General features: G+C 66.2%; 28 protein-coding genes. 24 read left to right on the forward strand and 4 right to left on the reverse strand.

Going from position 1 to position 20,252, the window contains the following annotated elements; genetic code table 11:
• The first annotated feature begins 3 nt into the window (after positions 1–3).
• Positions 4–432, forward strand: coding sequence for an SRPBCC family protein (locus KCTC_RS10735; protein ID WP_125569271.1), 429 nt, complete (start codon positions 4–6; stop codon positions 430–432).
• A 40-nt stretch (positions 433–472) separates the two neighbouring features.
• Positions 473–1,621 (forward strand): FHA domain-containing protein, encoded by a 1,149-nt coding sequence (locus tag KCTC_RS10740; protein ID WP_125569272.1) that lies wholly within the window; start codon positions 473–475, stop codon positions 1,619–1,621.
• Positions 1,622–1,646: 25 nt separating this feature from the next.
• Here KCTC_RS10740 and lepB read toward each other — a convergent pair whose 3' ends face one another.
• A complete protein-coding gene (gene lepB / locus KCTC_RS10745; protein ID WP_125569273.1) occupies positions 1,647–2,468 on the reverse strand; it encodes a signal peptidase I in 822 nt (273 codons plus the stop codon).
• Between the two features lie 236 nt (positions 2,469–2,704).
• Here lepB and KCTC_RS10750 point away from each other — a divergent pair, with 236 nt between their 5' ends.
• The gene (locus KCTC_RS10750; RefSeq protein ID WP_125569274.1) at positions 2,705–3,103 is read left to right on the forward strand and encodes a cold-shock protein; all 399 of its coding nucleotides are present in this window, start codon (positions 2,705–2,707) and stop codon (positions 3,101–3,103) included.
• A gap of 55 nt (positions 3,104–3,158) precedes the next feature.
• Here KCTC_RS10750 and KCTC_RS10755 read toward each other — a convergent pair whose 3' ends face one another.
• The gene (locus KCTC_RS10755; RefSeq protein ID WP_231998693.1) at positions 3,159–4,526 is read right to left on the reverse strand and encodes an MFS transporter; all 1,368 of its coding nucleotides are present in this window, start codon (positions 4,524–4,526) and stop codon (positions 3,159–3,161) included.
• Positions 4,527–4,614: 88 nt separating this feature from the next.
• Here KCTC_RS10755 and KCTC_RS10760 point away from each other — a divergent pair, with 88 nt between their 5' ends.
• Entirely contained in the window at positions 4,615–5,376 is a 762-nt protein-coding gene (locus tag KCTC_RS10760; protein ID WP_231998694.1) for a DUF3027 domain-containing protein, read from the forward strand.
• Here KCTC_RS10760 and KCTC_RS10765 read toward each other — a convergent pair.
• Positions 5,348–5,584, reverse strand: coding sequence for a DUF2530 domain-containing protein (locus tag KCTC_RS10765; protein WP_125569276.1), 237 nt, complete (start codon positions 5,582–5,584; stop codon positions 5,348–5,350). The genes KCTC_RS10760 and KCTC_RS10765 overlap by 29 nt on opposite strands.
• Before the next feature lie 76 nt (positions 5,585–5,660).
• Between KCTC_RS10765 and KCTC_RS10770 the strand changes: the two genes are divergently transcribed.
• The 6 genes from KCTC_RS10770 to tuf all read left to right on the forward strand — a co-directional run bounded on the left by KCTC_RS10770 (position 5,661) and on the right by tuf (position 11,801).
• Positions 5,661–6,089: a MarR family winged helix-turn-helix transcriptional regulator gene (locus KCTC_RS10770; RefSeq protein ID WP_231998695.1), complete on the forward strand. Its 429-nt coding sequence runs from the start codon at positions 5,661–5,663 to the stop codon at positions 6,087–6,089.
• Positions 6,086–7,327, forward strand: a complete 1,242-nt coding sequence (locus KCTC_RS10775; protein ID WP_125569277.1) for an MFS transporter — start codon at positions 6,086–6,088, stop codon at positions 7,325–7,327. The genes KCTC_RS10770 and KCTC_RS10775 overlap by 4 nt, the downstream gene beginning before the upstream one ends.
• A gap of 179 nt (positions 7,328–7,506) precedes the next feature.
• Positions 7,507–7,881 (forward strand): 30S ribosomal protein S12, encoded by a 375-nt coding sequence (gene rpsL / locus KCTC_RS10780; protein ID WP_125569278.1) that lies wholly within the window; start codon positions 7,507–7,509, stop codon positions 7,879–7,881.
• A complete protein-coding gene (gene rpsG / locus KCTC_RS10785; protein WP_125569279.1) occupies positions 7,881–8,351 on the forward strand; it encodes a 30S ribosomal protein S7 in 471 nt (156 codons plus the stop codon). Before rpsL ends, rpsG begins: the two co-directional genes overlap by 1 nt.
• A 73-nt stretch (positions 8,352–8,424) precedes the next feature.
• On the forward strand, positions 8,425–10,539 hold the full coding sequence (gene fusA / locus KCTC_RS10790; RefSeq protein ID WP_125569280.1) for an elongation factor G: 2,115 nt from the start codon (positions 8,425–8,427) through the stop codon (positions 10,537–10,539).
• A 68-nt stretch (positions 10,540–10,607) separates the two neighbouring features.
• Positions 10,608–11,801, forward strand: coding sequence for an elongation factor Tu (gene tuf / locus KCTC_RS10795; protein ID WP_125569281.1), 1,194 nt, complete (start codon positions 10,608–10,610; stop codon positions 11,799–11,801).
• 240 nt (positions 11,802–12,041) lie between these two features.
• On the opposite strand, the gene KCTC_RS10800 is transcribed toward tuf, so the two are convergent.
• Positions 12,042–12,818 (reverse strand): class I SAM-dependent methyltransferase, encoded by a 777-nt coding sequence (locus KCTC_RS10800; RefSeq protein WP_125569282.1) that lies wholly within the window; start codon positions 12,816–12,818, stop codon positions 12,042–12,044.
• A 66-nt stretch (positions 12,819–12,884) separates the two neighbouring features.
• Between KCTC_RS10800 and trmB the strand changes: the two genes are divergently transcribed.
• The 14 genes from trmB (at position 12,885) to rplX (ending at position 20,252) form a co-directional block, all read left to right on the forward strand.
• On the forward strand, positions 12,885–13,601 hold the full coding sequence (gene trmB, locus KCTC_RS10805) for a tRNA (guanosine(46)-N7)-methyltransferase TrmB (RefSeq protein WP_125569283.1): 717 nt from the start codon (positions 12,885–12,887) through the stop codon (positions 13,599–13,601).
• 359 nt (positions 13,602–13,960) lie between these two features.
• Complete coding sequence (rpsJ, locus tag KCTC_RS10810) at positions 13,961–14,269, forward strand: 30S ribosomal protein S10 (protein ID WP_125569284.1); 309 nt, start codon at positions 13,961–13,963, stop codon at positions 14,267–14,269.
• A gap of 8 nt (positions 14,270–14,277) precedes the next feature.
• A complete protein-coding gene (rplC, locus tag KCTC_RS10815) occupies positions 14,278–14,934 on the forward strand; it encodes a 50S ribosomal protein L3 (RefSeq protein ID WP_125569285.1) in 657 nt (218 codons plus the stop codon).
• Positions 14,935–14,939: 5 nt separating this feature from the next.
• Positions 14,940–15,854 carry a 50S ribosomal protein L4, sunset domain variant gene (gene rplD, locus KCTC_RS10820; RefSeq protein ID WP_125569286.1) on the forward strand — a complete coding sequence of 305 codons (915 nt, stop codon included), beginning with the start codon at positions 14,940–14,942 and terminating at the stop codon, positions 15,852–15,854.
• Positions 15,851–16,147 carry a 50S ribosomal protein L23 gene (gene rplW, locus KCTC_RS10825; protein WP_125569287.1) on the forward strand — a complete coding sequence of 99 codons (297 nt, stop codon included), beginning with the start codon at positions 15,851–15,853 and terminating at the stop codon, positions 16,145–16,147. The genes rplD and rplW overlap by 4 nt, the downstream gene beginning before the upstream one ends.
• Positions 16,148–16,162: 15 nt before the next feature.
• Positions 16,163–17,002, forward strand: a complete 840-nt coding sequence (gene rplB, locus KCTC_RS10830; protein WP_125569288.1) for a 50S ribosomal protein L2 — start codon at positions 16,163–16,165, stop codon at positions 17,000–17,002.
• Between the two features lie 5 nt (positions 17,003–17,007).
• Positions 17,008–17,289 (forward strand): 30S ribosomal protein S19, encoded by a 282-nt coding sequence (gene rpsS / locus KCTC_RS10835; RefSeq protein ID WP_125569289.1) that lies wholly within the window; start codon positions 17,008–17,010, stop codon positions 17,287–17,289.
• The gene (rplV, locus tag KCTC_RS10840) at positions 17,286–17,696 is read left to right on the forward strand and encodes a 50S ribosomal protein L22 (RefSeq protein ID WP_125569290.1); all 411 of its coding nucleotides are present in this window, start codon (positions 17,286–17,288) and stop codon (positions 17,694–17,696) included. Before rpsS ends, rplV begins: the two co-directional genes overlap by 4 nt.
• 2 nt (positions 17,697–17,698) lie before the next feature.
• Positions 17,699–18,514, forward strand: coding sequence for a 30S ribosomal protein S3 (gene rpsC / locus KCTC_RS10845; protein ID WP_125569291.1), 816 nt, complete (start codon positions 17,699–17,701; stop codon positions 18,512–18,514).
• Positions 18,515–18,517: 3 nt separating this feature from the next.
• Positions 18,518–18,937: a 50S ribosomal protein L16 gene (rplP, locus tag KCTC_RS10850; RefSeq protein WP_125569292.1), complete on the forward strand. Its 420-nt coding sequence runs from the start codon at positions 18,518–18,520 to the stop codon at positions 18,935–18,937.
• Entirely contained in the window at positions 18,937–19,176 is a 240-nt protein-coding gene (gene rpmC, locus KCTC_RS10855) for a 50S ribosomal protein L29 (RefSeq protein WP_125569293.1), read from the forward strand. Before rplP ends, rpmC begins: the two co-directional genes overlap by 1 nt.
• Positions 19,173–19,448, forward strand: a complete 276-nt coding sequence (gene rpsQ, locus KCTC_RS10860) for a 30S ribosomal protein S17 (RefSeq protein WP_125569294.1) — start codon at positions 19,173–19,175, stop codon at positions 19,446–19,448. The genes rpmC and rpsQ overlap by 4 nt, the downstream gene beginning before the upstream one ends.
• Positions 19,449–19,515: 67 nt before the next feature.
• Positions 19,516–19,884 carry a 50S ribosomal protein L14 gene (gene rplN, locus KCTC_RS10865; RefSeq protein WP_125569295.1) on the forward strand — a complete coding sequence of 123 codons (369 nt, stop codon included), beginning with the start codon at positions 19,516–19,518 and terminating at the stop codon, positions 19,882–19,884.
• On the forward strand, positions 19,884–20,252 hold the full coding sequence (rplX, locus tag KCTC_RS10870; protein WP_231998696.1) for a 50S ribosomal protein L24: 369 nt from the start codon (positions 19,884–19,886) through the stop codon (positions 20,250–20,252). The genes rplN and rplX overlap by 1 nt, the downstream gene beginning before the upstream one ends.

Consider the following 20,252-nt stretch of genomic DNA (forward strand, 5'->3'; position numbering starts at 1 on the left):
GCCATGACCGCTCCCGTACGCGTCCGCGTCGTCCACCGCTTCTCCAGCGACCCCGCCACCGTCTTCGCCGCGCTCGGTGAGCACGAGAACCTCGGCAAGATCTTCGCTCCGTTCAAGATCACCCGCCTGAACGACGGCTCGACCTCGCGCAACGGCGCCGGCTCGGCGCGTACGCTCCGCCTCGGCCCGGTCGCCTTCGTCGAGACGGTCACCAACGCCGTTCCGGACGAGCTCATCGAGTACGCGATCACCAGCGGTGTCACCCCGTTGCGAGGCCACTGGGGCAAGCAGGTTCTGGCTCCCACCTCCGACGGCGGCACCGAACTGATCTACACGATCGGCTTCAACGCGATCGCCCCCGGTCTGGCCGCAGCGATCGGCGTGGGCCTGTCGAACGGCATCAAGCGCGGGCTCCCCAAGCTCGTTCCCTGACGGTCCTCGATGACCATGGGAGCGTTCCTCCCATGATGGAATGGCCCTCGTGACCATCTCGTACGCACCTGGTTCCTGGATCCTCATCGCCGGACGTGACGTCAACGTCCTGCTGCCGGAGTCCGAGAAGCAGCGTGCTGCGTCGGTGTGGGCCACCATCGACTCCGGTGCCGGATTCTCGGAGGCTCTGGACGCGATCGTGAGCGCGGGCCTGGCCGGCTTGAGTGCCTTCGCGCTGGTGGCTGAGGAGGGCGATCTCACGCGCGCGGTCGTACGCGGCGACCTGCGCGTCGAGTTGCGGACCGCTCACGACAGCACGGTGGTGGCCGGCACCGGCACGTGGGCCGAGGAGTCGCTCAGCGGCGTGCAGGGTGTGTCCGTCTGGGCCGAGTCGGCCGGCGAGGCTCGACTGACGTTGGCTGAGGGGCTCGTCCGCGCTGCTGGGTATGAGAGCGGAACTGCCATCGCGGCTGCTGCGGATTCGTCCCCGCTCGCTGCGCCCGTGCCTGCGGCTCCTGTGCTGTCGCTGGTCCCGTCCGTGTCGCCGTTCGGCCTCGGGTCCCCTGCGGGCCTGGCTGAGGACGAGTTCGACGAGGACGTCAATGACCTGAGCGATTCCGCGGAGGAACCGCTGGATGCGCCCGAGATCCTGGGCGACGCGGACTACTTCGATGACAGCGCCACCGACGACTTCGGTGCGCTCGGCATCCTGCCCGAACCCGAGCCCGAACCCGAGCCCGAGCCCGAACCAGCTCCGGACTTCGGGATGATTCCCCCGCCGCCGGCTTTCCCGCCGCCGGGCCCCGCCCACGATGTGGTTCCGGTGCACGCGCCGGAGCCCGTGGTCTCGCAGGAATCCGTCCGCCTCGCGTTCTCCCACGGCGACAACGTGGAGGTCACGGGTCCGGTGGTCGTGGGTCGTGCCCCGCACCCCGACCGTTTCAGCCATCTGGTCGACCCGCTGGTCGTACGGGTGCCGAGTCCGCACCAGGAGATCTCGGGCACACACGTCGCGATCGCGCCGAACGATGACGGCGGCGTGCAGGTTACTGACCTCGGCTCCACGAACGGGACCCTGATCATTCGCGGCGGGGGTGCGCCGGAGGAGCTTCGTCCGGGCGTGGGCGTGAGCATTGCCCGCGGAGACGTGATCGACCTGGGCGACAGCCTCACCATCCGCGTCGTCTGAGGCGTACGCCCGGCGTCAGCGTCCGTCAATTGATGCTGGCGAAGGCGCTGGGTCGACTCAGGAATTTGAACCGATTGGCCGGCCACAGCACTGCGACCACCTTGCCGACGATGTCGTCGATCGGCACGAACGCGGTGATCCCCGAGCAACTGGTGACGAGAGGGTGACTGTTCGCCGCTGCGGCGTCGTTCGTCGGCCTGCAGAGGTGGGCTGCCGAGTCGCGTGAGTCCGCTCGGTTGTCCCCCATCACGAAGACGGTGCCTGCTGGGACCTTGACCTTCCACCCGACCACACACGGCTGGACTCCCAGGCCCGAAGCGTCGATGCCGTCGCAGCTGTACGGCGGCATCACCGCGTTGAGGCCATCTCGTGGCGCGAGGAACCCGCTGCCGTCCAGCAGATGGCCGTTGATGATCAGGTCACCGGTCTTCTTGTCGCAACACACGATGACGTCGCCACCGATGCCGATCACCCGCTTGACCAGGTGGCCACCGCCGGGGAACAGCCCGATCGTGGCCATCAGGCCGGTGAGACCGTGGGTCGGGGTGGAGGACTCCTCCCCGCTGAGCCAGCCGCCCGGGTCCTTGAAGACCACGATGTCGCCGCGCGAGGGTCCGCCGAACCAGTACGACGGCTTCTCCACGAGGATCCGGTCCGACTTCACGCCCGACCCGCCCTGGAGCGTGGGGTACATCGAGCCTGACGGGACGTAGAACGCCTGCACGAAGAACGATTTGATGAACAGGGCGAGGCAGACCGCCACGACAACGAGCACGACGGCTTCGGCACCGGCACGTGCGGGTCCCGGGAGCCGGCGGAATCGCGTACGCGTCGACGACAGGTTCACGAGGCCCGAGACTATCCGCCGATGACAACCGGGGCGGCACCGCCGGGCCGCCGCGAATAATCCGGTACCGGGACCTCGCTCGCTTCGCCGAGCGCCCGATGGGCGCTGGCTCACTCGCTCGGCGCCCGTGCACGCATAAATGCGGCACGGGACCTCGCTCGCTTCGCCTAGACTCCTAGGTCGATCAACGTGCCGCCGCTGTGGCGGCACACCGCGTTTACAGAAGAGGTCTCCCCGTGCCGACTGGCAAGGTGAAGTGGTTCGACGTCGAGAAGGGTTTCGGCTTCCTGTCGCAGGACGGCGGTCAGGACGTGTACGTACACGCCGACGCGCTGCCGGCGGGCACTGCGGCGACCCTGAAGGCGGGGACCCGCGTCGAATTCGGGATCGCCCAGGGCCGTCGGGGCGACCAGGCGCTGCAGGTACGCCTGCTCGAGGCGCCCACGTCGGTGACCCGCAACCAGGCTGCCGCGCGTCGTCGCAAGCCGGAGGAGATGGTCCTGATCACGGAGAACGTGATCAAGCTGCTCGACGGCATCCGTGAGGGGTACGAGCACGATCGTTCGCCGTCGCGCGACATTGCGAAGAAGGTCGCTCCGGCGCTGCGTGCGCTCGCGGACGAGTTCGAGCTCTGATCTCTTCAACGTCGAAGCTTTCGTCCACCACGTGGCCGGAATCTTCGACGTTGATTCATGTCGGCAGGACCGGTGCCGGCGTCGCCGTGCGTCGGCTGAGCACGTACGCGCCCCAGCCGCTCAGCACGACGCCTGCTGTCCAGAACCCGATGTGCGCGTTGTGCGTGAGCGGGAGGGCGATGCCGACGAATCCGCCGACCACCCACGCGAGTTGCAGGGCAGTCTCGGCACGCGCGAACGCGGACGTCTGGATGTGGGCCGGGATGTGTTGCTGGATGGTCGAGTCGAGTGCGAACTTGGCGAGTGACTGACCCAGTCCTGCGACGAGCGCGAAGGCGATCACCGTCCAGGTGTTGAACGCGATGGCCGCGATGATCGCGACCACGGCGTCGGCGACGACCACCACGGACACCGTCAGACGCGGCGGCACGTTGCGCAGCAGTGACGCTGCCGTGACGCCGATCAGGTTGCCAAGACCCGCGGCGCCGGCCAGGAGTCCGAGCGACATCAGGATGCTCAGGCCTGGCAGCGGGTACTTCTGCAGGTAGAACGACATGAACATCAACATGAACCCGCTGGTCCACTTCGGTGCGCAGTTCGCGCGCAGTGCGTACGTGACCGGCGGCGGGATGCGCAGTCGACCGCCCTCGAGGCCGCGCAGGTGGGAACCTTCTTCGCCGGCGCTGTGATCGACCTGCGCAGGCAGCCTGATCGCGGCAATGGTCGCGAGGACGAAGAGCAGGAAGCCCCATCGCAGCACCCATTCGGCCCCGATCAGCGACATCAGCCCGGCCATCGGGGCTGACACGGCGACGCCGACCATGCCGGCCATCGAGACGCGGCCGTTGGTCTTGACCAGCGTGAATCCTGCAGGGATGAGTCGCGGGACCGCCGCCGCTTTCGTGACGCCGTACGCCTTGGACATCACCAGGATCCCCAGCGCCGCGGGGAACATCCACACCGTTTGGTGCGGCAGGGCGGTGGAGAGCACCCAGCAGAGGAACGCGCGCGCAGCCATCGATCCGCCGATGGCCCAGCGGCGCCCGTGGGCGAACCGGTCGAGGAAGGGCCCGAGCAGCGGGGCGACGACGGCAAACGGCAGCATCGTGAGCAGGAGATAGAGCGCCACGCTGCCGCGTCCGCCGTGGCCGCCCGTCGCGGGCGTGGCGAACAGCGAGCCGGCGAGCGAGATCGCCACGGCAGCGTCGGCCGCTGCGTTGACGGCGTGGACCTCGAGCAGGCGGTTCAGTCCCGAGACGTCGGCGCCCTGCGCGTCAGCTGCGCGGCGGGCCGTACGCGCCGCCCAGACCCCGGTCCGCCCGAGGCCACGAGCCACCGCAGCTCCGCGCCGCCGGCGACGAGCCTCCTGCTCGAGCGGAGGTGGCGGGTCGCCGTACGGGGGAGGAGGGGCCTGCCAGGACATGAGGTACATCCTGCCGCGCGCCGACACGTCTGGGTCGCACGCGCCGTGCCGAACTGACATTTCCTCTCCGATGGTCGATCATGGCGCGGTGACCTCCACGACTTCGCCGACCGACGCCGCTGCGATTGACGCTGCACGCGCGGCGCTGGTGGAGGAGGCCGGCATCCCGGACATCGGGGAGCACCTCGACGCCGTCGCCGAGGACACTGGTGCGGTCACTCATCGCTTCGCGAGTCTGCGCGCCGGTTACGTCGGCTGGGCCTGGTCGGTCACGATCAACCAGCTTCCCGACGCTGCGATCACCATCGATGAGATCGTGCTCATGCCCGGCGAGGGTGCCATCACGGCCCCGGCCTGGGTTCCGTACCGCGACCGGATCAAGCCGGGCGACCTCTCGCCGGGTGACCTCCTCCCGGTGGCCGACGACGATCCGCGCCTCGTTCCGACGTACTCCTTCGGCGACGACCCGCTGGATCAGGACGCCCGCGGTCAGATCCGTGCGGTCGGCAAGGACCTCGGTCTGGGGCGCGTACGCACCTTGGGCCAGGAAGGTTTCGACGACGTCGCCGAGCGCTGGTACGACGGTCAGGGCGGTCCGGACAGTGCGCTGGCCCAGGCGGCGCCCGACCAGTGCCACAGCTGCGGGTTCCTGGTGCGTCTCAACGGACCGTTGGGCCTCACCTTCGGGGTGTGCGCGAACGGCGACGCCAACGACGACGGCCGCGCGGTCTCACTGAACCACGGCTGTGGTGCCCACTCCGAGGTACGACTGGCGAAGCGTCACGAGGCGCAGCCGTTGCCGCCACCGGTGTGGGACACCCTCACTCCGGACGACCTGGATCGTCTGTAGTCCGGTCCTGGCGACGTCGGCAGATGTCGATGCCGACCAGACCGAGACCTGTGCCCACGAGGCACGTCCACACCCACCAGAGGTGGCCGTCGGTCTGAAGTCGTCCCCAGAAGGGCAGCAGGCCGAGGCAGGCAACGGCGAAGGCAGCCGTGCCGATCTGGACCGCGCGTACGCCGAAGGGATCGATCGGGCGGGGTTCGACGGCCATGTCAGTGACGATATCGAACCTTGCGGCGACTCTCCCCGCGTGGAATAGTTAGCAATGCTAAGGAGTTGAGGTCATCGTGACTCTTGCCAATGCTGAACTTGCCGCCGGGCTGCGGGTCGCCGTCATGCGCTTGCGCCGTCGCCTCGCCAACGAGCACGACCCCGAGCACGACCTGTCCATCGGCTCGATGGCCGTCCTCGGGGGGCTGTACCGCCACGGCGAGCTCACCCTGGGGGAGCTCGCCGAGCGGGAGCGCGTACGCCCGCCGAGCATGACCCGGACCATCAAGTGCCTGGCTGAGGGTGGGTACGTGACCCGTTCCTCCGGTGAGTACGACCGTCGTCAGGTCGTGATCGCACTAACAGACCTGGGTCGGTCGGCAGTGATTGCCGACCGTCGCAGGCGCGATGCCTGGTTGAGCGAGCGACTGGGCGAACTGACGGTGCAGGAACGCGACGTCCTGCGGGCAGCTGCCCCGATCCTGGAAAAGCTGGCGGAGGCATGAGCCCGACCTTCCGAGCCCTCCACAACCCCAACTACCGGCTGTACCTGGCCGGCAGCGTCGTCTCCAACACCGGCACCTGGATGATGCGGGTGGCACAGGACTGGCTGGTTCTCCAGCCCCTCCACGGTGGCAGCGCGGCCGTCGGCATCACCACCGGCCTTCAGTTCCTCCCGATCCTTCTGCTCACGCCGTACGCCGGAGTCGTCGCTGATCGGGTGCCCAAGCGTCGGCTCCTGCAGATCACGCAGGCCACGATGGGTGCGGCCTCCCTCATCAGCGGCGCGGTGGCGGTCAGCGGCCACAGTGCACTGTGGATCGTCTATCTCTGCGCCCTCGGCCTCGGTGTGGGTGCGGCCTTCGACGCGCCGGCGCGACAGAGCTTCGTCTCGGAGATGGTCGAGGTCGAGGATCTCACCAACGCCGTCGGCCTCAACTCGGCGAGTTTCAACGTCGCGCGACTGATGGGCCCGGCGGCCGCCGGGCTTCTGATCGCCGCCCTGGGTTCCGGGCAGCGCGCCACGGGCGTGGTCTTCCTGGTCAACGCCGCCTCGTACGCCGCCGTCATCCTGCAGCTGCGCCGGATGGACCCGACGCTGCTGCACCCCGCAGACCGCCGGGCGCGCGGGCCGCACGACCTCCTCGAGGCTGTGGCCTATGTCCGCTCCCAACCCAGAATGTTGTTCGTCCTGATCGTGATCTTCTTCGTCGGCACGTTCGGGATGAACTTCCAGCTCACCTCCGCCCTGATGGCGACTCAGGTGTACGGCAAGGGAGCCGGTGAGTTCGGGCTGCTCGGCTCGGCCCTGGCGGTGGGTTCGCTGACCGGCGCGCTGATGGCCGCCCGGCGTACCTCGATCCGACTGCGTCTGCTTGTTCTGGGTGCGCTCGGGTTCGGTGCCGCCGAGGTGGTGGCCGCCTTCCTGCCGTCCTACGGACTTTTCGCGCTCTGCTGCCCACTCATCGGGTTCTCCGCGCTGACTGTCGCGAACACTGCGAACTCGACGTTGCAGTTGAGTGCCGACCCGGCCTACCGGGGCCGCGTGATGGCCCTCTACATGACGGTTTTCCAGGGAGGTACGCCGCTGGGCGCCCCGCTGATCGGCTGGATCGGGCAGGCGTACGGCGCTCGCTGGACGCTGATCGTCGGTGGTGCACTCGTCCTCGTGGGCGCCGGCATCGCAAGCACGGCGTACGCCGCGGCGGCGCAGCGCTCGCGTACCCCTGTTGCAGCGTTTTGACCCTCCCCAGACGCGCAGGTAGCCTTTCAGATCGTGTCTGGGGATTCCTGGACATGCTTTCGCGCCCTCACGGGCCTGGGCACCACCACCGCGGTTGAAACGCTGCGGCGGCAGTTCCCACTTGACCGCTTCGGCAGAGCGCCGCTGCGAGATAGATGACAAAGAAAGGGAACCACTCGGTGCCCACTATTAACCAGCTGGTCCGCAAGGGCCGCGAGGACAAGGCGTCCAAGACCAAGACGCCGGCCCTCAAGGGATCCCCGCAGCGTCGCGGCGTCTGCACGCGCGTCTACACGACCACCCCGAAGAAGCCGAACTCCGCCCTCCGCAAGGTTGCCCGTGTGCGCCTTTCGTCCGGCGTCGAGGTCACGGCCTACATCCCGGGTGTGGGTCACAACCTTCAGGAGCACTCGATCGTGCTCGTCCGTGGCGGCCGTGTGAAGGACCTTCCCGGTGTCCGCTACAAGATCATCCGCGGCACGCTTGACACCCAGGGTGTGAAGAACCGCAAGCAGGCTCGCAGCCGCTACGGCGCCAAGAAGGAGAAGGCCTAATGCCTCGCAAGGGTCCCGCTCCGAAGCGGCCGATCGACGTCGACCCGGTCTACGGATCGCAGGTTGTCACCCAGCTCGTCTCGAAGGTTCTGAAGGACGGCAAGAAGCAGGTTGCCCAGCGCATCGTCTACACCGCGCTTGAAGGCACCCGCGACAAGACCGGCGCCGACCCGGTGATCACGCTCAAGCGTGCGCTGGAGAACGTCAAGCCGGCCATCGAGGTCAAGTCCCGCCGTGTCGGTGGCGCGACCTACCAGGTTCCGGTTGAGGTCAAGGGCACCCGTGGCAACACGCTCGCCCTGCGTTGGCTCGTCGGCTACGCCGCCGACCGTCGCGAGAAGACCATGGCCGAGCGCCTCATGAACGAGATCCTCGACGCCAGCAACGGCCTGGGTGCCGCTGTGAAGAAGCGTGAGGACACTCACAAGATGGCCGAGTCCAACAAGGCCTTCGCGCACTACCGCTGGTGATTTTCCGGGTGGGGCGGCTACCGCTGCCCCACCCGACACCCCATCTACCTGCTACCTAAGGAATCCAGAGACTGTGGCCGTCGACATCACGACCGACCTCTCCGCCGTACGCAACATCGGCATCATGGCGCACATCGACGCCGGTAAGACCACCACGACTGAGCGCATCCTCTTCTACACCGGTATCTCGTACAAGATCGGTGAAGTTCACGAGGGCGCGGCCACGATGGACTGGATGGAGCAGGAGCAGGAGCGCGGCATCACGATCACGTCGGCCGCGACGACCTGCTGGTGGAAGAAGCACCAGATCAACATCATCGACACCCCGGGTCACGTGGACTTCACCGTCGAGGTGGAGCGTTCGCTCCGCGTCCTCGACGGTGCCGTCGCCGTGTTCGACGGTGTCGCCGGCGTGGAGCCGCAGTCGATGACTGTGTGGCGCCAGGCCAACAAGTACAAGGTCCCGCGGATGTGCTTCGTCAACAAGCTTGACCGCACCGGTGGCGACTTCTACCGCGTGCTGGACACGATCGTTGCGAAGCTCAACTCCACCCCGCTGGTGCTTCAGCTCCCGATCGGTGCCGAGGCCGACTTCATCGGCATCGTCGACCTGGTCGAGATGAACGCCAAGGTGTGGCGTGGCGAGACCCAGCAGGGCGAGGACTACGTGGTCGAGGAGATCCCGGCCGACCTCGCCGACAAGGCCGTCGAGTGGCGCGAGAAGCTCGTCGAGACTCTCGCCGAAGCCGACGACGCGATCATGGAGGTCTACCTCGAGGAAGGTGACGTCTTCGACGTGCCGACCCTCAAGGCTGCCATTCGCCGCGCGACGATCGCCGACAAGCTGAACCCGATCCTCTGTGGCACCGCCTTCAAGAACAAGGGCGTTCAGCCCCTGCTCGACGCGGTCATCGACTACCTGCCGTCGCCGCTGGACGTCGACTCGATCGTCGGCCACAAGCCGAACAACGACGAGATCGAGATCGAGCGTCAGCCTTCCGACGACGAGCCGCTGAGTGCTCTGGCGTTCAAGATCGCGACCGACCCGCACCTCGGCAAGCTCATCTACGTCCGGGTTTACTCGGGCAAGCTCGCCGCCGGTGCGACCGTTCTCAACGCGACCAACGGTCGCAAGGAGCGAATCGGCAAGGTCTACCAGATGCACGCCAACAAGCGTGAAGAGATCGCCTCGGTCGGCGCCGGCCAGATCGTGGCCGTCATGGGTCTCAAGGACACCAAGACGGGCCACACGCTCTCCGACCCGACCAACCCGGTCGTGCTTGAGTCGATGACGTTCCCGGCTCCGGTGATCGAGGTCGCCATCGAGCCGAAGACGAAGTCGGACCAGGAGAAGCTCGGCACCGCCATCCAGCGGCTCTCCGAGGAGGACCCGACCTTCGTCGTCAAGACCGACGAAGAGACCGGCCAGACCATCATCGCCGGCATGGGCGAGCTTCACCTCGAGATCCTCGTCGACCGTATGCGTCGCGAGTTCAAGGTTGAGGCCACCGTCGGCAAGCCGCAGGTCGCGTACCGCGAAACCATCCGCGGCACCGTCACGGGTCACAGCTACACCCACAAGAAGCAGACCGGTGGTACGGGTCAGTTCGCCAAGGTGTTGGTCAACCTCGAGCCGAACATCAACCCGGAGACCGGCCAGGGTGCGGGCTACGAGTTCGTGAACACCGTTACCGGTGGTCGCGTTCCGCGTGAATACATCCCGTCGGTCGACGCGGGTGCGCAGGACGCCATGCAGTTCGGCATCCTCGCGGGTTACCCGATGGTGGACGTCAAGTTCACCCTCACCGACGGCGGCTACCACGACGTGGACTCCTCGGAGCTCGCGTTCAAGATCGCCGGCAACCAGGCCTTCAAGGAGGCCGCCCGGATGGCCAAGCCGGTCCTGCTCGAGCCGGTGTTCGCCGTTGAGGTCACGACGCCGGAGGACTACCTCGGCACCGTGATCGGCGACATCAACTCGCGCCGTGGCCAGATCCGCGCGCAGGAGGAGCGTCACGGCGACCTCGTCGTGTCCGCCCTCGTGCCGCTCTCAGAGATGTTCGGGTACGTTGGAGACCTCCGGTCCAAGACCAGTGGTCAAGCTTCGTACTCGATGGAGTTCGACTCGTACGCCGAGGTTCCCACGAACGTCGCAGACGAGATCATCAAGAAGGCCCGCGGCGAGTAATCGTCTAGGTTCTTCGGCAGCACCCAGCAAGTACGAGTCAGTAGAAACATTCATCAGGAGGAGCCCCAGTGGCTAAGGCAAAGTTCGAGCGGACCAAGCCGCACGTCAACATCGGCACGATCGGTCACATCGACCACGGCAAGACGACGCTGACCGCGGCGATCACCAAGGTCCTGCACGACGCGTACCCGGACCTCAACGAGGCCTCGGCATTCGACCAGATCGACAAGGCTCCTGAGGAGCGCCAGCGCGGTATCACGATCTCGATCGCGCACGTCGAGTACCAGACCGAGGGGCGTCACTACGCCCACGTCGACTGCCCTGGTCACGCTGACTACATCAAGAACATGATCACCGGTGCGGCCCAGATGGACGGTGCGATCCTTGTCGTCGCCGCCACTGACGGTCCGATGCCGCAGACGCGTGAGCACGTGCTGCTCGCCCGCCAGGTCGGCGTGCCGTCCCTGGTCGTGGCGCTCAACAAGTGCGACATGGTCGACGACGAGGAGCTCATCGAGCTCGTCGAGATGGAGGTGCGCGAGCTCCTCTCCGAGTACGAGTTCCCGGGCGACGACATCCCGGTCGTTCGCGTTGCCGCCTTCCCGGCGCTGCAGGGCGATGCCAAGTGGGGCGAGTCGGTCCTCGAGCTGATGAAGGCCGTCGACGACTACATCCCGACCCCGGCCCGTGAGACCGAGAAGCCGTTCCTCATGCCTGTCGAGGACGTCTTCACGATCACCGGTCGTGGCACCGTCATCACCGGTCGTATCGAGCGCGGCATCGTCAAGGTCGGTGAAGAGGTCGAGATCGTCGGCATCCGCGAGACCTCGCAGAAGTCGACCGTCACCGGTGTCGAGATGTTCCGCAAGCTCCTCGACGAGGGCCAGGCTGGCGAGAACGTCGGTCTCCTCCTTCGTGGTACGAAGCGCGAGGACGTCGAGCGCGGCATGGTTGTCATCAAGCCGGGCACCACGACTCCTCACACGGAGTTCGAGGCGAACGTCTACATCCTGTCCAAGGACGAGGGTGGCCGTCACACGCCGTTCTTCAACAACTACCGTCCGCAGTTCTACTTCCGTACGACTGACGTGACCGGTGTTGTGACCCTGCCTGAGGGCACCGAGATGGTCATGCCGGGTGACAACACGGAGATGTCCGTGCAGCTCATCCAGCCGATCGCCATGGACGAGGGTCTTCGCTTCGCGATCCGTGAGGGTGGCCGCACCGTGGGTGCTGGTCGCGTCACCAAGATCAACAAGTGATCTAGCTTCACCTCATCGAAGGCCTCCCACCGCAAGGTGGGGGGCCTTCGTGCTTTCGGGCCGGTTTCGCATCGGCCCCTCGTCGCCAAGTGGGACCGCCGCGCGCGCCTTGCTCGCTTCGCTCGCTCGGGGGCGCGTCGGCCCCAAGGCTCCTGCGGAGCCGCGCGAAGCCGGCCCGAAAACACGAAGGCCCGGTTCCTCCTTGTGGGTGGGAGCCGGGCCTTCGTCACGTGGGCCTGATCAGCGCTTGCGCACCTCGAGGAAGATCGACGGGCCGAAGTTCTTCTTGGCCAGGCGCTTCTGGAGCGGCTTCTCGATCGCAACCATGAGGCCGGTCGGCAGGATCTTCTTCAAGGTCTCACTGCGCAGGTTCGACACCGAGAGCTTGTTGATGATCTTGAAGCCTTGGTCCTGGAGTGCCTCGGTCACCGTGTCGACGTTGTGGTTCACGAAGGCGATCGCGTCCGGCTCGTCGGCAGTCACCGTGCGGATCGACACGGGTTCCTTGGGGAGTTCCTTGCCGGCCTTCTTGAACGCGCGACGGTTCTTGTAGTGGCCGTAGTTGGCGACCTCGATGATCGCGGTCCCGCCCTGGCGCAGGACGCGGTAGATCTCGGCGAACTCCTTGGAGGGCTCCGGGATGTGGTGCATGACCCGGACCATCGTGATCAGGTCGAGGGAGCCGTTGGGGAACGCGAGGTCATCTGCCTGCGTCTGGAGCATCTGGATGTCGGTGCCCGCGAGGACTGACTTCGCGGCCTCGAGCTGGGACGCGGCTGGTTCGGCCAGCGTCACCTTGTCCGCGTACTGCCTCAGCAGCAGGCAAAGCCGCCCGAATCCGCCGCCGATGTCGGCGGCGTGGTTGAAGCTCTTGCCCTTCAGGAGCGTACGCAGGGCGTGCTCCTCGGCGGCGTGCTCGTAGTCGCGGTTGTCCCAGTACTTCGTGTAGTCGTAGCCACGCTCGTACTGGTTGGCGACCTTCTTGCCGCTGCCGTTGGTGGGGGTCGTCTCGCTCACCCGAGCAGCCTACCGGCGTAGGGGCGTGGCTTGGGCGCTGGCGACACCGTCGGCGAGGATGGGCGCATGACACAGCGCGTCGCCCCCGCCCGCCCTGGTGGCAGCCTCACTGAGGACGGACGCCAGATGCGCGAGATCGTCTCGTACGCGCGGCGCGGCGCGCGGTTCAGCGACAGGCAACAGCGGATCTGGGATGAGTACGCCCCGCAGTGGGTGATCGACCCCGCAGCGGTCGAGGCCGACGATTTCGACTGGTCGAGCGTCTTCGGACGCGATGCCCCGTTGATCCTGGAGATCGGCTCGGGCGTGGGGGAGACCCTGGGGGCGGTGGAGCGACCCGATGCCAACATCCTCGGTGTCGAGGTCTGGGTGCCGGGCGTCGCCGATACGCTCGGGCGTCTCGCAGCTGCAGGACGCACGAACGTGCGCATGCTCAGCATCGACGCCGTCTGGTTGCTCAGGGAGCGAATCGCGCCCGGTGCGTTGCAGGAACTCTGGCTGATGTTCCCTGATCCGTGGCACAAGGCCCGTCACCACAAGCGCCGCATCGTGCAGCCGGGGTTCGCCGAACTCGTCACGGATCGCCTGGTCGACGGCGGGATCTGGCGCCTGGCCACGGATTGGTTGCCCTACGCCGAGCACATGCAGGACGTCATCGATCCTGCTCCGGGGCTGCGCGGAGGAGTGGTCGACAGGTGGCCCGAGCGACCACTGACCAAGTTCGAGCGCCGCGGGATCGCCAAGGAGAGGCAGATCACAGACCTCGCCTACCTCAAGGGGTAGCCGACGAATTTGGTGCCACGCGGGGATCGTGACAAGATTCTCTGGTTGCTCCGGCGGATCGCCGGGGTGCGCACAACTTTGACTTTTGAATCGCGTCTCCATCAGGGCCGTTGTCTGAACGGACACAGTGCCCGGAGCCCATTTGCTTGTCATGTGTGCGTTCCCTGGAGATCCGATTCGCTCTCGATTCGTTTCGGGGGACCGCCAATGCCGATCAGTTCCATGGTCACGTGAAGCCAAAACAGGCGACACGCCCGACCTCGGGGGTCGGCGGTGGGGAGTGACGGGACTGACTCAAACCCGAGGACGTTCCCGAAGACGCACGCGGTAACGCAGAGTAAGTAAAGGACGAGGCACAGATGGCGGGACAGAAGATCCGCATCAGGCTCAAGGCCTATGACCACGAGGTGATTGACTCCTCGGCGCGCAAGATCGTGGACACGGTCACCCGTACGGGTGCGAAGGTTGCCGGCCCCGTGCCGCTGCCGACCGAGAAGAACATCTACGTCGTCATCCGGTCGCCGCACAAGTACAAGGACTCGCGCGAGCACTTCGAGATGCGTACGCACAAGCGCCTCATCGACATTCTCGACCCCACGCCGAAGACGGTCGACTCGCTGATGCGTCTCGACCTGCCGGCCGGTGTTGACATCGAGATCAAGCTCTGAGGTCTGACATGAACAACGATCGCAATGTGAAGGGGCTGCTGGGCACCAAGCTCGGCATGACCCAGCTGTGGGACGAGAACAACAAGATCGTCCCGGTCACCGTCGTGGACGTGTCGACCAACATCGTGACCTTCGTCCGCGACCTTGAGAAGGACGGCTACACGGCCATCCAGATCGGTTACGGCGAGATCGAGGGCCGCAAGGTCATCAAGCCGGTTGCCGGCCAGTTCGAGAAGGCGGGCACCACGCCGCGCCGTCACCTGGTCGAGCTCCGCACCGCTGACGCGGCGAGCTACGAGGTCGGCCAGGAGCTTCCGGTCGACACCTTCGGCGCGGGCGACGTCATCGACGTCACCGGCACCTCGAAGGGTAAGGGCTTCGCCGGTGGCATGAAGCGTCACGGTTTCCACGGTGTCAGCGCCTCCCACGGTGCCCACCGCAACCACCGCAAGCCGGGTTCGATCGGTGCCTGCGCCACGCCGGGCCGTGTCTTCAAGGGCACGCGCATGGCTGGCCGTATGGGTACCGACACCGTCACCACCCAGAACCTGACCGTCCACGCCGTTGACGCGGACAAGGGTGTCGTGCTGCTCAAGGGTGCCATTCCCGGCCCCAAGGGTGGTCTCGTGATCCTCCGCTCGGCTGCCAAGAAGTCGGAGGCCTGATCACCATGGCGAACAACACTGTGCTCAGCACCGTCAAGGTGTCCCTGCCCGGAGAGATCTTCGAGGCTCCGGTCAACATTCCGTTGATCCACCAGGTCGTCGTGGCCCAGCAGGCTGCGGCTCGCCAGGGTACGCACAAGACCAAGAACCGCGGCGAAGTCTCCGGTTCGGGTGTCAAGCCGTTCAAGCAGAAGGGCACCGGTCGCGCCCGTCAGGGTTCGGTCCGTGCTCCGGAGCACCGCGGCGGTGGCGTTGTCCACGGTCCGGTTCCGCGGGACTACAGCCAGCGCACCCCCAAGAAGATGAAGGCCGCCGCCCTGCGCGGTGCCCTCTCCGACCGCGCCACCAACGGCCGCGTGCACGTCGTGGAGTTCGCTCTCGACAAGCCGTCGACCAGGACCGCGCTCAAGGGTCTGGCTTCGCTCACCGACCGCACCAAGTTCCTGGTCGTCCTGGACCGCTCCGAGTCGGTTGTGTGGCTGTCGCTGCGCAACGCGCCTGAGGTGCACGTCCTCGCTGTCGACCAGCTGAACACCTACGACGTCCTGCGCTCTGACGACCTGGTCTTCTCGAAGACCGCGTACGAGACGCTGGTCGGCGGTGCCCCGGTGGTCGCCAAGTCCACGAAGGCCGCTCCGAAGGCCGCCAAGGCTGCCGAGAAGGTCGTCGACAAGGCCGTCGCCCTGGCGCCGGTTGCCGACGCCGAGGTTCCGGGTGCGGCTCTGCCGCTCGAGGATGGTTCGGCTCCCGAGGGTTACCTCATCAAGGGCAACAAGGACTCGATGAAGTTCCACGCCCCGGGCGGTCGCTGGTACGACGCGACTGTCGCCGAGGTGTGGTTCAAGACCGCTGAGGACGCCATTGCTGCCGGCTTCGTCGAGGCTGGCAAGAAGGCTGCGAAGAAGGAGGACGGCGAATGAGCACGCTCCACTACGACCCGCGCGACATCCTGATCGCCCCGGTTGTGTCCGAGAAGAGCTACAGCCTTCTCGACGCCAACAAGTACACGTTCCTGGTCCGCCCGGACGCCAACAAGACCCAGATCAAGATCGCGGTCGAGCAGGTGTTCAACGTCAAGGTGACCTCGGTGAACACGATCAATCGCGTGGGTAAGACCAAGCGCACCCGGACTGGTCTGGGCAAGCGCAAGGACACCAAGCGTGCGATCGTGAGCCTCGCCGAGGGCCACCGGATCGACATCTTCGGGGCCTGAGGGAGATAGAGAACCATGGCTATTCGTAAGTACAAGCCGACGACCCCGGGCCGTCGAGGCTCCTCGGTCGCCGACTTCGTCGAGATCACCCGCACCACGCCGGAGAAGTCGCTCACGCGTCCGCTCCCCAAGACCGGTGGCCGCAACAACCAGGGCCGCATCACCACCCGTCACAAGGGTGGCGGTCACAAGCGTGCCTACCGCATCATCGACTTCCGTCGTTACGACAAGGACGGCGTGCCGGCAAAGGTTGCTCACATCGAGTACGACCCGAACCGCACCGCCCGCATCGCCTTGTTGCACTACGCGGACGGCGAGAAGCGCTACATCATCGCGCCGAAGGGTCTCGAGCAGGGCACCGTCATCGAGTCGGGCCCGAACTCGGACATCAAGGTCGGCAACAACCTGCCGCTGCGCAACATCCCGGTCGGTAGCACGATCCACGCGATCGAGCTCCGTCCCGGCGGTGGCGCCAAGATCGCCCGCTCCGCTGGCATCTCGGCTCAGCTGGTCGCCCGTGAGGGTAGCCGCGCCACGCTGCGTATGCCGTCGGGCGAGATGCGCTACGTCGACGTACGCTGCCGCGCCACGATCGGCGAGGTCGGCAACGCCGAGCAGTCGAACATCAACTGGGGCAAGGCCGGCCGCATGCGGTGGAAGGGCGTACGCCCGACCGTCCGTGGTGTCGTGATGAACCCGGTCGACCACCCGCACGGTGGTGGTGAGGGTAAGACCTCTGGTGGTCGTCACCCGGTCAGCCCGTGGGGTAAGCCCGAGGGCCGCACCCGCTCGAAGAAGAAGGCGTCGAACGCCCTCATCATCCGTCGTCGCAAGACTGGCAAGGGTAGGAAGTAACCGATATGCCTCGCAGCCTGAAGAAGGGCCCCTTCGTCGACGGCCACCTCCTCAAGAAGGTGGACGCCGAGAACGAGAAGGGCACCCACAGCGTCATCAAGACCTGGTCGCGCCGCTCCATGATCCTGCCGTCCTTCATCGGACACACGATCGCGGTGCACGACGGTCGCAAGCACGTCCCGGTGTTCGTGTCCGACTCCATGGTCGGCCACAAGCTGGGTGAGTTCGCCCCGACGCGTACCTACAAGGGTCACGTCAAGGAAGACCGGAAGGGGAAGCGTCGATGACTGCCACTGAGCGCACTCGCGTCAGCGACCGCCGCAAGTCTCTCCTCGGCGAAGAGGTCGGCGCGTTCGCGTCGGCTCGCTACCAGCGCATCACACCGATGAAGGCCCGCCGCGTCGTGGACCTCATCCGCGGCCTCCAGGTCGACGAGGCTCTGACGATCCTGCAGTTCGCTCCGCAGGCTGCGTCGGAGACCGTCTACAAGGTTCTGGAGTCGGCTGTTGCCAACGCCGAGACCACCGAGGGCCTGTCCCGCGGTGACCTCCACGTGACCGTCGCCCAGGTGGACGAGGGCCCGACGATGAAGCGTTGGCGTCCGCGTGCGCAGGGTCGTGCGACCCGCATCAACAAGCGCACCAGCCACATCACCTTGGCTGTTCAGCCGGTCGCGAAGAAGGGCGGCAAGTAACCATGGGTCAGAAGATCAACCCGAATGGGTTCCGCCTCGGCATCTCCAAGGACCACACCTCGCGTTGGTACGGCGGCAAGCTGTACAAGGACTACGTTCGCGAGGACGTACAGATCCGCAAGCTCATGTCGAAGGGCATGGAGCGCGCCGGAATCGCTCGCGTCGAGATCGAGCGCACCCGCGATCGCGTCCGTGTGGACATCCACACCGCGCGTCCGGGCATCGTGATCGGCCGCCGCGGCGCCGAGGCCGACCGGATCCGTACGGACCTGGAGAAGCTCACCGGCAAGCAGGTTCAGCTCAACATCCTCGAGGTCAAGAACCCGGAGGTCGACGCTCAGCTCGTCGCCCAGGGCATTGCCGAGCAGTTGTCGGGCCGTGTCCAGTTCCGTCGCGCGATGCGCAAGGCCATGCAGACCACGATGCGCTCGGGCGCCAAGGGCATCCGTGTCCAGTGCTCCGGTCGTCTCAACGGTGCCGAGATGTCGCGTACCGAGTTCTACCGTGAGGGTCGCGTTCCGCTCCACACCCTCCGTGCGGACATCGACTACGGCTTCTACGAGGCCCGTACGACCTTCGGTCGCATCGGCGTGAAGGTCTGGATCTACAAGGGCGAGGTCGCCGGCACCCGTGCCGAGCGTCAGGCTCAGCAGGCTGCCCGCGCCGGTGTTCCCGGTCGCAGCGGCCGTCCGACCCGTGGCGGCGAGCGCCCGAGCCGCGGCCGTCGTGAGGACGCTGCTCCGGTCGAGGCCGTGGCCGAGGCTCCGGTCGAGTCGACCGAGGCTGTTGTCGTCGAGACTGCAGGACAGGAGGGCTGATCCATGTTGATGCCCCGTCGTGTCAAGCACCGCAAGCAGCACCACCCCCAGCGCGATGGCGCTGCCAAGGGCGGCACCAAGCTGGCTTTCGGTGACTACGGGATCCAGGCTCTTGAGCCCGCGTACGTGACGAACCGTCAGATCGAGTCCGCTCGTATCGCCATGACGCGTCACATCAAGCGTGGCGGCAAGGTGTGGATCAACATCTACCCGGACCGCCCGCTCACGAAGAAGCCGGCCGAAACCCGCATGGGTTCCGGTAAGGGTTCGCCGGAGTGGTGGGTCGCCAACGTCAAGCCGGGCCGTGTCATGTTCGAGCTCTCCGGTGTTCCGGAGGACGTCGCTCGTGAGGCGATGCGCCGCGCCATCCACAAGCTGCCGCTGAAGGCACGCTTCATCACGCGAGAGGCTGGTGAGTTCTGATGACGAACCTGGCGCACGAGCTCGAGGAGCTCAACGACGTCGACCTCGCTTCGAAGCTGAAGGAGGCCAAGGAGGAGCTCTTCAACCTGCGCTTCCAGGCCGCCACCGGTCAGCTGGAGAGCCACGGCCGCCTTCGTACCATCAAGAAGGACATCGCCCGTATCTACACCGTGCTGCGTGAGCGTGAGCTCGGCATTCGTACGGCTCCGGGCACGAGCAACGAGGACGGTGCCGCATGAGCGAGAGCACGGAGACCATCGAGCGGAACTCGCGCAAGACCCGTGAGGGCCTGGTCGTGAGCGACAAGATGGACAAGACGGTCGTCGTGACTGTCGAGGACCGCGTCAAGCACGCGCTCTACGGCAAGGTCATGCGCCGCAGCTCCAAGCTGTCGGCCCACGACGAGAACAACGACGCCCACGTGGGCGACCGCGTTCTGGTCATGGAGACCAAGCCGCTGTCCAAGACCAAGCGCTGGCGCGTCGTCGAGATCCTCGAGCGCGCCAAGTAACAACCGTTCCGCAAGGCTCCGCCGCAAACAGGTGGCGGAGAACCGGCAGACAACCAGGAGATAACCAATGATTCAGCAGGAGTCGCGACTCAAGGTCGCCGACAACACGGGCGCGAAGGAAATCCTTTGCATCCGCGTTCTCGGTGGTTCCGCTCGTCGCTACGCCGGCATTGGCGACGTCATCGTCGCCACGGTCAAGGACGCGATCCCCGGCGGCAACGTCAAGAAGGGTGACGTCGTCAAGGCTGTCGTCGTGCGTACCGTCAAGGAGCGTCGTCGTCCGGACGGTTCGTACATCAAGTTCGATGAGAACGCTGCGGTGATTCTCAAGAGCGATGGCGAGCCGCGTGGCACGCGCATCTTCGGCCCGGTCGGCCGTGAGCTGCGCGAGAAGAAGTACATGAAGATCATCTCGCTCGCACCGGAGGTGCTGTGATGGCTAAGGACACGCAGAACCACCTGCACGTGAAGACCGGTGACGAGGTCATCGTGATCGCGGGCAAGGACAAGGGTGCCAAGGGCAAGATCATCGGCATCAACCGTGAGACCGAGCGTGTGGTCGTTGAGGGCGTCAACGTCATCAAGAAGCACACCAAGACGGTTCAGGACGGCAGCGGGACCACCGGCGGCATCATCTCCACCGAGGCCCCGATCCACGTCTCGAACGTCATGCTCCTCGAGGGCGGCAAGCCGGTCCGTACCGGCTCCAAGCGCGAGACGGTCACCAAGCGTCGCCCGGACGGTTCGACCTACGAGTCGGAGCGCTCCGTGCGTATCTCCCGCAAGTCCGGGAAGGAGATCTGA

It is taken from the genome of Nocardioides baekrokdamisoli, from assembly GCF_003945325.1.
GTDB lineage: Bacteria > Actinomycetota > Actinomycetes > Propionibacteriales > Nocardioidaceae > Nocardioides > Nocardioides baekrokdamisoli.

What these genes read in the sequence shown, in the direction of transcription:
- KCTC_RS10755 (WP_231998693.1), bottom strand. Translation starts at nt 4,526, where the DNA reads ATGTCCTGGCAGGCCCCTCCTCCCCCGTACGGCGACCCGCCACCTCCG.
- rplD (WP_125569286.1), top strand. Translation starts at nt 14,940, where the DNA reads ATGGCGAACAACACTGTGCTCAGCACCGTCAAGGTGTCCCTGCCCGGA.
- rplW (WP_125569287.1), top strand. Translation starts at nt 15,851, where the DNA reads ATGAGCACGCTCCACTACGACCCGCGCGACATCCTGATCGCCCCGGTT.
- rplX (WP_231998696.1), top strand. Translation starts at nt 19,884, where the DNA reads ATGGCTAAGGACACGCAGAACCACCTGCACGTGAAGACCGGTGACGAG.
- rplV (WP_125569290.1), top strand. Translation starts at nt 17,286, where the DNA reads ATGACTGCCACTGAGCGCACTCGCGTCAGCGACCGCCGCAAGTCTCTC.
- KCTC_RS10765 (WP_125569276.1), bottom strand. Translation starts at nt 5,584, where the DNA reads ATGGCCGTCGAACCCCGCCCGATCGATCCCTTCGGCGTACGCGCGGTC.
- KCTC_RS10735 (WP_125569271.1), top strand. Translation starts at nt 4, where the DNA reads ATGACCGCTCCCGTACGCGTCCGCGTCGTCCACCGCTTCTCCAGCGAC.
- rplC (WP_125569285.1), top strand. Translation starts at nt 14,278, where the DNA reads ATGAACAACGATCGCAATGTGAAGGGGCTGCTGGGCACCAAGCTCGGC.
- rplN (WP_125569295.1), top strand. Translation starts at nt 19,516, where the DNA reads ATGATTCAGCAGGAGTCGCGACTCAAGGTCGCCGACAACACGGGCGCG.
- rpsC (WP_125569291.1), top strand. Translation starts at nt 17,699, where the DNA reads ATGGGTCAGAAGATCAACCCGAATGGGTTCCGCCTCGGCATCTCCAAG.
- trmB (WP_125569283.1), top strand. Translation starts at nt 12,885, where the DNA reads ATGACACAGCGCGTCGCCCCCGCCCGCCCTGGTGGCAGCCTCACTGAG.
- rpsJ (WP_125569284.1), top strand. Translation starts at nt 13,961, where the DNA reads ATGGCGGGACAGAAGATCCGCATCAGGCTCAAGGCCTATGACCACGAG.
- rpmC (WP_125569293.1), top strand. Translation starts at nt 18,937, where the DNA reads ATGACGAACCTGGCGCACGAGCTCGAGGAGCTCAACGACGTCGACCTC.
- rpsQ (WP_125569294.1), top strand. Translation starts at nt 19,173, where the DNA reads ATGAGCGAGAGCACGGAGACCATCGAGCGGAACTCGCGCAAGACCCGT.
- KCTC_RS10740 (WP_125569272.1), top strand. Translation starts at nt 473, where the DNA reads ATGGCCCTCGTGACCATCTCGTACGCACCTGGTTCCTGGATCCTCATC.
- rplP (WP_125569292.1), top strand. Translation starts at nt 18,518, where the DNA reads ATGTTGATGCCCCGTCGTGTCAAGCACCGCAAGCAGCACCACCCCCAG.
- rpsS (WP_125569289.1), top strand. Translation starts at nt 17,008, where the DNA reads ATGCCTCGCAGCCTGAAGAAGGGCCCCTTCGTCGACGGCCACCTCCTC.
- KCTC_RS10775 (WP_125569277.1), top strand. Translation starts at nt 6,086, where the DNA reads ATGAGCCCGACCTTCCGAGCCCTCCACAACCCCAACTACCGGCTGTAC.
- rplB (WP_125569288.1), top strand. Translation starts at nt 16,163, where the DNA reads ATGGCTATTCGTAAGTACAAGCCGACGACCCCGGGCCGTCGAGGCTCC.
- rpsG (WP_125569279.1), top strand. Translation starts at nt 7,881, where the DNA reads ATGCCTCGCAAGGGTCCCGCTCCGAAGCGGCCGATCGACGTCGACCCG.